The sequence below is a fragment of the Ligilactobacillus hayakitensis DSM 18933 = JCM 14209 genome, from assembly GCF_000615845.1.
GTDB lineage: Bacteria > Bacillota > Bacilli > Lactobacillales > Lactobacillaceae > Ligilactobacillus > Ligilactobacillus hayakitensis.
The window spans coordinates 72,311-84,274 of record NZ_BAML01000001.1 but is presented as its reverse complement, the minus strand read 5'-3'; the positions used below and the strand labels follow the sequence as shown (position 1 = coordinate 84,274).

The 11,964-nt window shown below is 32.2% G+C and carries 12 protein-coding genes; 5 read left to right on the top strand and 7 right to left on the bottom strand.

The features are described from left to right. The first annotated feature begins 195 nt into the window (after positions 1-195). Positions 196-483: a hypothetical protein gene (locus tag JCM14209_RS00405; protein WP_025021675.1), complete on the top strand. Its 288-nt coding sequence runs from the start codon at positions 196-198 to the stop codon at positions 481-483. 128 nt (positions 484-611) lie between these two features. Here the strand turns inward: JCM14209_RS00405 and typA are convergent, their stop codons facing one another. Genes typA through JCM14209_RS00390 form a run of 3 tightly spaced genes read right to left on the bottom strand, consistent with a single transcriptional unit; the run spans position 612 to position 3,568 of the window. Beyond that, entirely contained in the window at positions 612-2,453 is a 1,842-nt protein-coding gene (gene typA / locus JCM14209_RS00400) for a translational GTPase TypA (RefSeq protein ID WP_025021674.1), read from the bottom strand. 44 nt (positions 2,454-2,497) lie between these two features. Next, entirely contained in the window at positions 2,498-3,286 is a 789-nt protein-coding gene (locus JCM14209_RS00395; protein WP_025021673.1) for an inositol monophosphatase family protein, read from the bottom strand. Positions 3,287-3,292: 6 nt separating this feature from the next. Continuing rightward, entirely contained in the window at positions 3,293-3,568 is a 276-nt protein-coding gene (locus tag JCM14209_RS00390; protein WP_025021672.1) for a UPF0223 family protein, read from the bottom strand. Positions 3,569-3,703: 135 nt separating this feature from the next. Here JCM14209_RS00390 and def point away from each other — a divergent pair, with 135 nt between their 5' ends. Further along, entirely contained in the window at positions 3,704-4,264 is a 561-nt protein-coding gene (def, locus tag JCM14209_RS00385) for a peptide deformylase (protein WP_025021671.1), read from the top strand. A gap of 30 nt (positions 4,265-4,294) precedes the next feature. Here def and JCM14209_RS00380 read toward each other — a convergent pair whose 3' ends face one another. Continuing rightward, a complete protein-coding gene (locus JCM14209_RS00380; protein WP_025021670.1) occupies positions 4,295-4,795 on the bottom strand; it encodes a hypothetical protein in 501 nt (166 codons plus the stop codon). A 210-nt stretch (positions 4,796-5,005) separates the two neighbouring features. Between JCM14209_RS00380 and JCM14209_RS00375 the strand changes: the two genes are divergently transcribed. The 3 genes from JCM14209_RS00375 (at position 5,006) to JCM14209_RS00365 (ending at position 8,096) form a co-directional block, all read left to right on the top strand. After that, on the top strand, positions 5,006-5,224 hold the full coding sequence (locus tag JCM14209_RS00375; protein ID WP_025021669.1) for a DNA-directed RNA polymerase subunit epsilon: 219 nt from the start codon (positions 5,006-5,008) through the stop codon (positions 5,222-5,224). Continuing rightward, complete coding sequence (gene rnjA / locus JCM14209_RS00370; RefSeq protein WP_025021668.1) at positions 5,224-6,900, top strand: ribonuclease J1; 1,677 nt, start codon at positions 5,224-5,226, stop codon at positions 6,898-6,900. The genes JCM14209_RS00375 and rnjA overlap by 1 nt, the downstream gene beginning before the upstream one ends. A 230-nt stretch (positions 6,901-7,130) precedes the next feature. After that, on the top strand, positions 7,131-8,096 hold the full coding sequence (locus JCM14209_RS00365) for a diacylglycerol/lipid kinase family protein (protein ID WP_025021667.1): 966 nt from the start codon (positions 7,131-7,133) through the stop codon (positions 8,094-8,096). Between the two features lie 49 nt (positions 8,097-8,145). On the opposite strand, the gene recD2 is transcribed toward JCM14209_RS00365, so the two are convergent. Genes recD2 through JCM14209_RS00350 form a run of 3 tightly spaced genes read right to left on the bottom strand, consistent with a single transcriptional unit; the run spans position 8,146 to position 11,956 of the window. Next, on the bottom strand, positions 8,146-10,626 hold the full coding sequence (recD2, locus tag JCM14209_RS00360) for an SF1B family DNA helicase RecD2 (protein WP_025021666.1): 2,481 nt from the start codon (positions 10,624-10,626) through the stop codon (positions 8,146-8,148). Next, positions 10,627-11,289 carry a tetratricopeptide repeat protein gene (locus tag JCM14209_RS00355; protein ID WP_025021665.1) on the bottom strand — a complete coding sequence of 221 codons (663 nt, stop codon included), beginning with the start codon at positions 11,287-11,289 and terminating at the stop codon, positions 10,627-10,629. It lies immediately after the preceding gene. Positions 11,290-11,302: 13 nt separating this feature from the next. Further along, positions 11,303-11,956, bottom strand: coding sequence for a histidine phosphatase family protein (locus tag JCM14209_RS00350; protein WP_025021664.1), 654 nt, complete (start codon positions 11,954-11,956; stop codon positions 11,303-11,305). Positions 11,957-11,964: the final 8 nt, after the last annotated feature.

The window sequence follows — 11,964 nt, the reverse complement described above, 5'->3', positions numbered from 1 at the left end:
ACTGAACCTCGGTTTCTCTAAAAAAGGATCGACTTCTCTATGTCTAATATTATTAAATTTTTAACAGGAATTAAAGATACTCATATTATTTTGGATAAATCAAAAGATCAATACTCCGAATAAGACGATTTTAAGATTTTGAACTGTATTCAAAGTTTCGATTCTCCTTAATGTTGCCATAATTGCGGGTTTAATATGGTTAAAAATAGTAAAACTCCTCCGGTTATTATCCTTTGTTCTAGATTAGATGAAAAGCCTTTATTTATGGAAGTTCGTAAACAAAAATTCATCTGGAAGAATTGTCGTTTAACTCGTGTATTCCCTATTTCTGGTGTTGAAGAACATTGTTCTATTTCAAACAATATCAAACAACAGATTATTGTTAATTTTAAGAAAAATACATTCATGAAAGACACTGCTTTTTATTATCACAGTTCTAGTATACTATCCAAAGATATCTTGAATCTACCGCAGGTACTCTAAATATTAAGGAAAAAAAGCGCAAAAAAATAACAGCTAAGCATCTTATTCTAAAATCTACTTAACCATTATCTTTTTGAATATATTTAATTAAATTTCTTTATCAGTATTAATTGACAAAGAGCCAAAAATTATTCAGTTGCTTTTTTTGCTTTCTTTGCAGCCTTTTCACGTGCGTTTGTTTCTAAAATACGCTTACGTAAACGAATGCTTTCTGGTGTAATTTCTAATAATTCATCTTCATTTAAGAATTCAAGTGATTCTTCTAATGTTAGATGTGTAGGCTTTTTAATTGTAGCTGTTTGATCTTTGTTTGATGAACGAACGTTAGTCATGTTCTTACCTTTTGTAACGTTAACAGAAATATCGCGTTCACGTGATGATTGACCAACAATCATACCTTCATAAACTTCTGTACCTGGATCTACAAAGATTGTTCCACGGCCTTCAACACCCATAATTGCGTATGTTGTTGCTTTACCTTGATTAATTGAAACCAACGCACCGTTACGACGTCCTGGTTCCCATCCACGAATTACTGGTTTGTATTCTGAGAATGTGTGGTTCAAAATACCATACCCACGTGTCATTGATAAGAATTGTGAATCATAACCAATTAAACCACGAGTTGGTGTTGAAAATTCAAGACGTGTTTGTCCGTTATTTCCTGTTTCCATGTTCAACATTTCACCTTTACGTTGAGCCATTGAATCAATAACTGAACCAGAGTATTCATCTGGAGTATCAATAATAACACTTTCAAATGGTTCTGAAAGTACGCCATCAATATCACGGTAAATAACTTTAGGACGTGAAACTGCTAATTCAAAGCCTTCACGACGTAATGTTTCAATTAAAATTGATAAGTGTAATTCACCACGTCCTGAAACAGTCCATGCATCAGGAGATTCAGTATCTTCAACTTTTAATGATACATCTGTATGTAATTGCACTTTTAAGCGATCTTCTAATTTACGTGCTGTAACATGATCTCCTTCACGACCAACAAATGGTGAGTTATTTGTCATAAATGTCATTTGAAGTGTTGGTTCGTCAATACGTAATAAAGGTAATGCTTCAGGATGATCTGCTGGACATACAGTTTCACCAACGAAAATGTCTTCCATACCAGAAACCGCGATTAAATCTCCGGCCTTAGCTTCTTGAATTTCTAAACGTTTCAAACCAAAGAAACCAAATAACTTAGTAACACGGAAGTTCTTTTGAGTACCATCAAGTTTCATAACTGTAACTTGGTCCCCTACCTTAACTGTTCCGCGGAATACACGACCAATACCAACACGACCAACGAAATCGTTGTAATCTAGCATTGCAACTTGGAATTGTAAAGGTTCATCTGAGTTATCAATTGGTGCTGGAATAGCATCAATTACTGTATCAAAGATTGGTTTCATTGTATGTTCTTGAGCAGCTGGATCTGAGTCAAATGAACTTGTTCCATTCATTGCTGATGCATAAATAACTGGGAAATCTAATTGATCATCGTCAGCACCTAATTCAATGAATAAATCAAGTACTTCATCAACAACTTCTTCAGGACGTGCACCCGGACGGTCAATCTTGTTAATAATAACAATAGGTGTTAAGTGTTGGTCTAAAGCCTTCTTTAAAACAAAACGTGTTTGTGGCATTGTACCTTCAAACGCGTCAACAATAAGTAAAACACCATCAACCATTTTCATGATACGTTCTACTTCTCCACCAAAGTCAGCGTGTCCTGGTGTATCTAAAATGTTAATTTGTTTATCGCCATATTTAACAGCTGTATTCTTTGAAAGAATAGTGATTCCACGTTCTTTTTCGATATCATTTGAATCTAGAGCGCGGTCGCCAATTTCTGTGTGTTCGTCTAATGTATCTGATTGTTTAAGTAATTCATTAACTAATGTTGTTTTACCGTGGTCAACGTGCGCAATAATCGCAACGTTACGGATATCTTCACGTCTTTTCAAGTTTTTTCTTCCCTTCAAAATAAAAATAATTCTACAAATCTACACTATGAATTTAAGTTATCATTAATGATACTTAAAATTTCATTCTTAGTTTTCTTAGTAGATATTAATACAACTTTCGATGATAACACATCGTTCTTATTTTCGTCAATATTAACCACACTTAATCCCAGGGTATTTGCTAAGATATTTCCAGCAGCATAATCCCACGTTCGAAGTTTTGATAAATACCCTACACATTTCCCTTCCAAAACTTTGATATATTCAATTCCAGCGCTGCCGTACATTCTTAATCCACTACTTTGCGCTGCAATTTCACGGGCATTAAACTCATTTTTTAGAACAAATGGAAAACAAATTTGTACTAAGCCTTCTATTAAACTCTTATCTTGTGGTTGCTCCAATTGAATATCATTACAAAATACCTTTTTAAAAGCTGGTCCTCCCCAATATAATTCGTTTTTCATCACTTCTAAAATATATCCTAGGACTGGTTTTCCGTTATAATAAATAGCGATCATGCTAGCAAAGTCATCTTGTTGCTTAACAAAATTCATCGTTCCATCAATTGGATCTATGATAAATAGCAACCCTTCATCTTGATGTGAGATATTTTTTTTCGATTCTTCTCCTAAAATTTTAGCATCCGGATAACTTTCTTTTATTTTTGAAATATAAAATTTTTCAACTTCTTTATCAACATTAGTCACCAGGTCAGTTCTATCCGTTTTAGTTGAAACATTAATTTTATTTTTAAGACTCTTGAAGATAAAATTTTGAGCTTCACTAAACCAAGACTTCACTTTTAAATCAAGTTCTTCAAAATCTTTCATTTTTATCTATCCTTTAATAAATTTTTTATTCGTCTTTTTAATCGTTTGGATTGCTTTATAAATACTATACCCAGATACTTCATTAAATTTTTTATCCAGTTGTTTTTGATACATCTTTGCTGGTACTAATTTTAGATATTTTTCATATAAATCCATAAATTCACTTGTATCGATTCCATTTTCATAATACTTTTCTACGGCAGCGTAAAAATTACAAGCTACAATTATTTCTTCAGTATTCCAATCATCCATCAATGGATAATTATAATTTTTATTATTCATATTTCCCTCGTCCCCTACTGAATTTTCAATTATGTAAATTATATCATAAGATTATGCAATATTTTGCTTTATACTGAACAGATTTATAAAACTATGTTAAGATAAAATAAAAGCATGAAATTGGAGGTTTTAGACGTGCTCACAATGAAAGATATTATACGCGAAGGTAATCCTACATTACGCGCTCGCGCAAAAGCTGTTGAATTCCCACTCTCAGATGAAGACAAAAAATTGGCCCACGATATGATGGAGTTTCTTGAAAATAGTCAAGATGAAGAAATTGCTGAAAAATATGGCCTCCGTGCAGGTGTGGGATTGGCAGCTCCACAGCTAGACGTTTCTAAACGTATGACAGCTGTCTTAGTTCCAAATCCAGAAGAAGGACAAGCTCCTATTTTTAAAAATGTGTTAGTTAACCCAACTATTATCTCTGAATCTGTTCAAATGGTTGCACTTGGTGAAGGTGAAGGTTGTTTATCAGTTGATCGTGATATTCCTGGATATGTTCCTCGTCACGATAAAATTAAACTTCGTTGGTATGATCTCGATGGAAACATGCATATTGAACGCCTTCGAGAATATCCAGCTATCGTGGTACAACACGAAATTGACCATTTAAACGGAATTCTTTTCTTTGATCATATTAATAAAGAAAATCCTCTTTCTGCCCCTGAAGGAACAATTATTTTAGAATAACTATTTATAAAAAACAAGAGATTAGTAACCCTAATCTCTTGTTTTTTCAACTTTATTTATATCTTCTAAATAATTTATTGTTGCATCATTCATAATATAAGCAATGTCTAAATGAATATTATCATTCATCTGCCAAATATCAGAAATAACGAATGGTTCTTTATTTGAAGAATTAGTTAACTCTTTTTGTTTAACGTATTCTTCTAATTGTTTTTCGACTTCTTTTTTAAAACGACTAATATTATTTAAAGTGATTTCGTTTTTTGAATTCAAGCAAACCTTATATTCAAAGACCATAATTTCTTGACCCCAAACATCTGAAATAACCGCTTCATCCATTACTTTTGTTTTTTCATCAAGAAAATCGAACTTATCTTCTATATTTCCGATAGCTACTCTTAAGGCATCTTTAGTCAAATGATGACATTTTTGTTGGATTTCTTTTAATTTATTAATTCTTTTTTTTCGATTATAAATCAAAATAATTCCAATGATTATTAAGAATATTATCGATATTTTAATCAAAGTCATAATTTGTATCTACCTTCTATCATCTTTTAATTAAGTATATCACATTAACATAATTTTTTTCTTGAATATGACATTGTATTTCTATACTTAGCGGGTTAGATATGCTAAAATATACATAACTATTGTGCAAACAATTTATGTTCGGAAATGGTTATTTTTTGTTTATGCACTTACTAACAAAGTGTAAATATATTATAAGGAGAATCTTACATGATTTTTAAAGTTTATTATCAACCAACAAAAAAAGAAAACCCTAAACGCGAAAACACACACGTTTTATATTTTGAGGCAAAGGATGAAGTTGAAGCAAGATATCTTGTTGAACAAAACACTGAATATAATGTTGAATTCATCGAAGGTTTATCTGATGCTGCTTTAGAATATGAAAAACAAAGTGTTAATTACAAATTAACGGAGTTTAACAACTAATGAAAAAGTTGAACGTCAAAAACAACGAAACTGCTGTTTTTGCAATCGGTGGTCTCGGTGAAATCGGGAAAAACACGTATGGTATTCAGTTTCAAGATGAAATAATCGTTGTTGATGCTGGTATCAAATTTCCTGAAGACGATTTATTAGGAATTGATTATGTTATTCCTGATTATTCATACTTAATTGCAAATCAACAAAAAATAAAAGCTCTTGTGATTACTCACGGTCACGAAGATCATATCGGAGGTATCCCCTATCTTCTTCAAAAAGTTAAAGTTCCAATCTATGCTGGTCCATTAGCTTTGGCATTAATCAAGAGTAAGTTAGAAGAACATGGATTGCTTCGTTCTACTGAATTACATGAAATTAATGAAGATACAGTTTTAAAGTTTAGAAAATCTACTGTCTCATTCTTTAGAACAACGCACTCAATCCCTGACACTTTAGGGGTTGCGGTTAAAACTCCTTCAGGAACAATTGTTGCTACCGGGGATTATAAATTTGACTTGACACCTGTTACAAATCAGCCACCTAATTTACAAAAAATGGCCAAATTAGGCGAAGAAGGCGTACTATGTTTACTTTCAGATAGTACAAATGCTGAAGTACCTAATTTTACAAAGTCAGAACGTTGGGTTGGAAAGTCAATTCGCCGAATTTTTGAAAAAGTTGAAGGCCGCATTATTTTTGCAACCTTTGCTTCTAACATCTCACGTGTTCAACAAGCAACCCAAGCAGCAATTGCACGCGAACGTAAAATCGCTGTTTTTGGTAGAAGTATGGAAGCAGCAATCGTTAATGGTCGTGAATTGGGATATTTAGACATTCCTGACGAAGCACTTGTGGATGCCCGAGAAATTAATACCCTACCAGCAAATAAAGTTATGATTCTATGTACCGGTTCCCAAGGTGAGCCAATGGCTGCTTTAAGTCGCATCGCAAGTGGTACTCACCGTCAAGTTTCTATTCAACCAGGCGATACAGTGGTATTTTCAAGTTCTCCTATTCCTGGTAATACAACCAGTGTTAACAAGGTTATTAACGAATTAGAAGAAGCTGGGGCTACAGTTATTCATGGTAAAGTTAATAATATTCATGCTTCTGGTCACGGTGGTCAAGAAGAACAAAAACTTATGTTACGTTTAATGAAACCAAAGTATTTCATGCCTGTTCACGGTGAATTTAGAATGTTAAAAATTCATACCGAACTTGCTGAAAAATGTGATGTTCCTAAAGAAAATTCATTCATTCTAAAAAATGGTGATGTTTTAGCACTCACAAAAGATTCAGCTCGTTTCGCTGGTCATTTTAATGCGGGCGATGTTTATGTAGATGGTTCTGGTGTTGGAGATATTGGTAATGTTGTTTTAAGAGATCGTCGTATTTTATCAGAAGAAGGTCTGGTAGTTGTAGTTGCTACCATCGATATGAAGAAGCGCCAAATTTTGGCTGGTCCTGATTTGCTTTCTCGTGGTTTCATTTACATGCGTGAATCAGGAGACTTAATAAATAAAGGTCGCCGTCGATTATATCATACAATAAATCACGTTTTGAAAAATGAAAAAGTCACAGAAAATCAGATTAAAAACTCAATTATTTCAGACTTACAATCATTTTTATACGATCAAACAGAACGCCATCCAATGATTTTACCAATGATTATTACTGTTTAACCTAAGAAGACTTATAGTTTAAAACCTTAAGAAATCACGTTTGAACACGTTTTTCTTAAGGTTTTTTCTATGGTAATTCTTTTCAAAAATATTTTTATCTCACTCATAGTTATGATTACAATAACTTAACATTTTCATAAGAATTTCTTTACAGTTTTCTCTTGTCAAAACTTCCTATACTTAGCTATAATTATATAGTCATATTGGTTTAAATTAGAGGTGGTTTAAAATTGAAAAAGTACTTTATCGTTGTTAACAAGATGGCTCAAAAATCTAAAGCTGAAGTTATTTGGGCTACAATAAAAGACTCTTTAGATAGTCGCAACATTGATTATTTTGTTAAATATACAACCGATAATTTAAATGCTACCAAGATTACTACACGTTTTATTAAAAATTTAAGCCGAAAAGATTATGAAGATTACGTTATCATTGCTATTGGCGGTAATGGTACTCTTGTAGATACACTAAATGGCATTAAAAATGCTGGCGTTTATGACTTTCCACTCGCATTTATCCCAGTGGGATTTGATAATGCGTTTGCTAAAGGTATTGGACTTAGTTTTGATCCGTTAGTTGCGCTTGATCAAATTCTAAATACTACCTATCCAACCTACTACGATATTGGAAAATATCGTGAAGTTCTCCGTAATAAAAAAGGATATTTCTTAAATAGTTTTGGGATTGGAATGGATGCGTTTATTACAAATATTTACAACAAAAAAAAGAAACGGCGTTTTTTCAAAAAAGGGTTCCTTGCCTTTTTGACAAGTAGTATTGAAGCTTATTTTAATCAAGAAGCATTCTCTACAACATTACGCGTATCTAACTCTTACCAATTTTTTAAACGTTCTTATGTGGTAAATATCGCTAATCATCCATATTTTGAAGGAAACATTTCTCTATCTCCCTTTGCAAACGTGCGCGATCACAATCTTGATTTGATGATTATTGAAAATATGCATTTTTTACGGTACCTTATTTTTATTTTTAATCTTTATTTTAAAAAACAAATTCCTGATAAGAAATTCCACCGCTTTAAAGATAATCAAATTCATTTGATTATTCGCTCGCTTGAGTTTGTTCAAATTGATGGCGAAGAACAAGGTAGTCATTATCTAGATATATATTTTACTAGTGAAAAATATCCATTTTGGTTTGATATTAACAGCGTTCCTATTTTAAAAAGAAAATAAAAGGACTTGACAATTATGTTTTTAACTTAATTATCAAGTCCTTTTTGTATTATTCTTGTAGATAATCAAATGGTGAAATACCTTCCATTCCAATCATTGGATCAATATTTCTGTTTTCAATAGCTTCGAGTGTTAGGATTGTTTCTTTTTTATTCGATTTGGTACTTTGCTTTGAGAAACCTGTTTTAACATCGTCCTCTTTTATTTCAATTTCGTTGTCCAAATCTGATTTAGAATTTTCAGTATTATCCTTTGATATCGGTTTATCGAAAATTTCAGACATTCGCCGAATCAATCCAGTATTACGATCTAGTGAAATAATCTTTGCACACTCTTTGTATGCATCGATATCTCCCAATAAAATCAATTTTTGCTTTGCTCTTGTTAAAGCGGTATATAACAAGTTGCGCGCATACATTCTGCGATATTGGGATAGCATCGCAATAATTAATACTTTAAATTCGCTACCTTGTGATTTGTGAATTGACATACAGTAAGACAAAGTTAAATTGTCAAAGTCGTTTCGTTCAAAAGTAACTTCGTTACCATCAAAATCAACAATAATTTTAGGCGCTATTTTCTTTTTCTTGTCTTCTGTTTCAATTCCAATTATTTTTCCAATATCTCCATTAAAAATATTATTTTCTGGATCATTTACCAAATGTAAAACCCTATCTCCAACACGATAAACAATTTCTTTATGTTCTATATATTTTTTTCTACCAGTTAATGGGTTCAACAAATCTTGCATTATTTTGTTAACTTCATTAATCCCAGCCTGACCTTTATACATAGGTAAAAGAATCTGAATATCATCTTTTTTAATTCCTCTACGAATCGCTGCAGAAACTACTTGTTTTATTCCTGAACCAACCTGAGAGCTACCACAACTAATAAACGAACGATCATTTTGTTGCTGTGTAAAATCAAGAGGTAAAGTTCCTTGCTTTACATGGTGCGCCAAGTCAATAATACTGGAGCCATCCCCTTGACGATAAATCTTTTGTAACTCTAATTTATTAATCATATTGCTTTCTAATAAATCTGAAAATACTTTTCCGGGACCAACTGATGGTAATTGGTTCTTATCCCCAACGAAAATCACTTTCATATGACTTGGAATATTTTTCACTAAAGTTTCCATTATTAATGTATCCACCATCGACATTTCATCAATTATTATTAACTTCCCATTTATTTCTTTCGTTTCTTCAGGATTTTCAGTATCATGTGCATTAATCCCAAGTAATCGATGAATTGTCATTGCTGGTAATCCTGTTGCCTCTGACATTCTTTTGGCAGCTCTTCCGGTAGGTGCGGCGAGTATTATAGGAAATGGATTATCAGAATCATACTGGTTAACATCTAAAGAAATGTCGTTTAAAAAACTATATACGCCAACAATCCCATTGATAATTGTTGTCTTTCCGGTACCAGGACCACCTGTTAGAAGAAATACTGGTGAATTGATTGCATCCCTAATTGCACTTTGCTGTACTTCATCATATTCAATTCCTAATTTCTCTTCTACCTTGCTAATTGCTCGATTAAGTGACTTATCTGAATAATTCTCAGATTCCTTATCTTTAATCAATCGATATAAATTTTCAGCCGTATTGTACTCAGCAAGATAAAATCTTTTACTATAAATATTATTTTTTTCAGGTCGGATCTTATCATTTTCAGCTAATTCCATTAATTCATCAGCTATTTTCTGAGGATCAATAGGCTCTGAAATATTGTATTCAAGTAGGTCAAGTGTTTCCGTTAGTAACTTTTTTAAATCAACGTAAGTATTTCCAGACTCAAATGTCAATTTATTTAAAGTTTCAAATATTGCCCCGCGAATCCGCAATGGAGAATCAATTTCAAAATTCATTTGTCGCGCAGCTGCATCCACCTTATTAAAACTGATACCATCAATATCATAAATTAAACGATATGGATCTTCTTTGACAATTTCCATAGTTGCATCTATATATCTGCTATAAATCTTACTTGCTAATCCACTACTAAATCCTAATGCATTCAACTCAATGATAACTTGTCCTAATCCATAGTTAGACTTTAATACATTTAAAATAATATCTTTTTGTTTTTGTGTTAACTTAACCTCGTCCAACTTATCCGGATTATCATTTAAAATTTCTATCGCTTCGTTTCCAAAATGATTTACTATTTTTTCAGCTGTTTTCTTTCCAATTCCAGGAAAATTTTCCCCTGATAAATAAGCAATTAAGCCATCCTTAGTCGAAGGGATATCAATTTGGCATGATACTATCTTAAACTGTTGCCCATACTTTGCATGAAAAATTAATTCGCCTTCAAATTTATATCTTGAATCTAACTGAATTGATGGCATATCTCCTACAACAGTTATTTTCTTTTCGTGCCAATCAAAGTTGCTTTCCTTAACCGATACTTGGATGACTTTGTAGAAGCTATCTGATGCTTGGAAAAATATTGCATCAACTGATCCTTTTAAAATCTGAATGTCTTTTTGTTTATCAAATAAATCAGTTGATTCCACTTATTTTTCCTCCATTTCTTTAGCTTTCATTATAAAGCTTTCAATATCAGATAAACGTTGCATCATTTTGTGATAATATGTACTATCGATAGCTTTTACCTTGGCAAAATATCCTCTATCTGACCCGTAATTTGTTACATAAATTACGCCTAACTGAAAAAGCGCCTGTTTATTTTGATGTTGTATTTTAATAACCTTTAAAAAATATTCCTTAGCTTGATTTAATTGTCCCAATGCCATAAAAGAATCGGCAATTAACATCATTGCATCGGTATTTTTTGAATCTTTTTCAAGAACTGTAATTGCATATACTAGTGATTTTTGATAGCTTTCTAATGCAAAATATGACTGTCCAATCATTAGCATTGCATCTTTTTTTAATGCTCCCTTTATTTTAGCAAATTCTTTGATTGCCTCATTATATAATGAACTTTCATAGTATGTATTTGCTAAACCATACTCAAGTAATTCAGTTTCTTTAGTTTGATTTTTAAAAATACTCAATGCCTTTTTAAAAAGTTCTTCCGCTTGTGTTTGTGCTTTTGATTCATTTAATGCAATTCCCAAATTATAATAAGCTTGCGCGTCATATGGATTGTCATCAACAGCTTTAATTAACTTTAACATTGCATCCTCAATTTCAGATTTTGTTTTTTTATCCATAATCAACCCTTCTTTAAACAATATCAGTTACATCAAGTTTTCGCTTAAGATAATCTGTTTTATTCCATTCGAGACACTTGTATTTTTCACCATCTTTAGTACTTAATATTGTTGTACTTGTATTGGCTAATCCACCTTTTTCTCGTAATTTTTCAAGTGGAACCCCTTGTAAATAACGTATTTCCGCACACAAAGCTGCTCCATGACTTACAATTAAAATATCGGAATTTGGATAGCGATTGACTATTTCTTTAATTTTTGGGGTCATCCGTGCAAAAAGTTCTTCGAAACTTTCTCCTTCAATTCTTGATGGATCATACTTATCTGGGTGATTGCGAAAAGCATCCAATTCTTCTGGATATTTTTTTGCAACTTCAGTAAATTTCATCCCTTCCATTTTTCCCAAATTAAATTCACTAAACGCCTGATCCACTTCTAAACGTACATCATACGGTAATTTTTTTCTTATATTTTTAGCTGTTGTAAAAGCTCGTTTAATTGGACTACTGTAAATTTTTTTAAATTTATATTGGCTGAGATATTCAGCTACCTGATTAATTTCATCCAAACTTTGAGGAAGTAATGGAGAATCGCCATTTGCTCCTTGATATCTTCCCTCAAGATTCCATTCAGTTTTCCCATGACGTACAAAAAATAATCTTGTCATTTTCTTTC

Excerpts from the sequence above, each read along its gene's own strand:
- JCM14209_RS00380 (WP_025021670.1), bottom strand. The coding sequence starts at position 4,795 with ATGACTTTGATTAAAATATCGATAATATTCTTAATAATCATTGGAATT.
- rnjA (WP_025021668.1), top strand. The coding sequence starts at position 5,224 with ATGAAAAAGTTGAACGTCAAAAACAACGAAACTGCTGTTTTTGCAATC.
- JCM14209_RS00375 (WP_025021669.1), top strand. The coding sequence starts at position 5,006 with ATGATTTTTAAAGTTTATTATCAACCAACAAAAAAAGAAAACCCTAAA.
- JCM14209_RS00355 (WP_025021665.1), bottom strand. The coding sequence starts at position 11,289 with ATGGATAAAAAAACAAAATCTGAAATTGAGGATGCAATGTTAAAGTTA.
- JCM14209_RS00405 (WP_025021675.1), top strand. The coding sequence starts at position 196 with ATGGTTAAAAATAGTAAAACTCCTCCGGTTATTATCCTTTGTTCTAGA.
- JCM14209_RS00390 (WP_025021672.1), bottom strand. The coding sequence starts at position 3,568 with ATGAATAATAAAAATTATAATTATCCATTGATGGATGATTGGAATACT.
- JCM14209_RS00395 (WP_025021673.1), bottom strand. The coding sequence starts at position 3,286 with ATGAAAGATTTTGAAGAACTTGATTTAAAAGTGAAGTCTTGGTTTAGT.
- JCM14209_RS00350 (WP_025021664.1), bottom strand. The coding sequence starts at position 11,956 with ATGACAAGATTATTTTTTGTACGTCATGGGAAAACTGAATGGAATCTT.